General features: G+C 61.1%; 1 pseudogene. It reads right to left on the bottom strand.

Going from position 1 to position 524, the window contains the following annotated elements:
- Positions 1-524 (bottom strand): annotated as a pseudogene (locus AC1DH9_RS30720) (phenylalanine--tRNA ligase subunit beta); the annotation flags it as partial.

Raw genomic sequence — 524 nt, 5'->3', positions numbered from 1 at the left:
GCAACAGAGGCTCAACGCCCGGGTTGAACAGTTCGAACTGCTTCGGATCGATGAAGCTGTAGGTAATCGCTTCCTGATAACCACGAGCTACCAGCAGGCGGCGCAGCTCAGGCAGATCGCTACGCGCTTCAGCCTTGGCTTGCGGTGCCAGACGGGCTTGCGGGTAGCGAACCGGCAGACGGTTGTAACCGTACAGACGGGCCAGCTCTTCGATCAGGTCGACTTCCAGGCTGATATCGAAGCGATGGCTTGGCACTTCTACGCGCCACTGCCCTGCCCCGTCCGCGGAAATCTTCAGGCCCAAAGCGCTGAGCAGACGCTCGACTTCGGCCGAATCCATTTCCATACCCAGCATCTGGGTGATGCGCTGGGCACGCAGGGTGACCGGAGCAATCGACGGCAGGTGCTGTTCGCTGACGGTTTCGATGATCGGACCAGCTTCGCCACCGGTGATTTCCAGCAGCAGGCCAGTGGCACGCTCCATGGCTGATTTCCAGCAGCAGGCCAGTGGCACGCTCCATGGC

This window comes from Pseudomonas sp. 05T35 (assembly GCF_056396605.1).
This window is presented reverse-complemented; position numbering and strand designations above follow the sequence as displayed.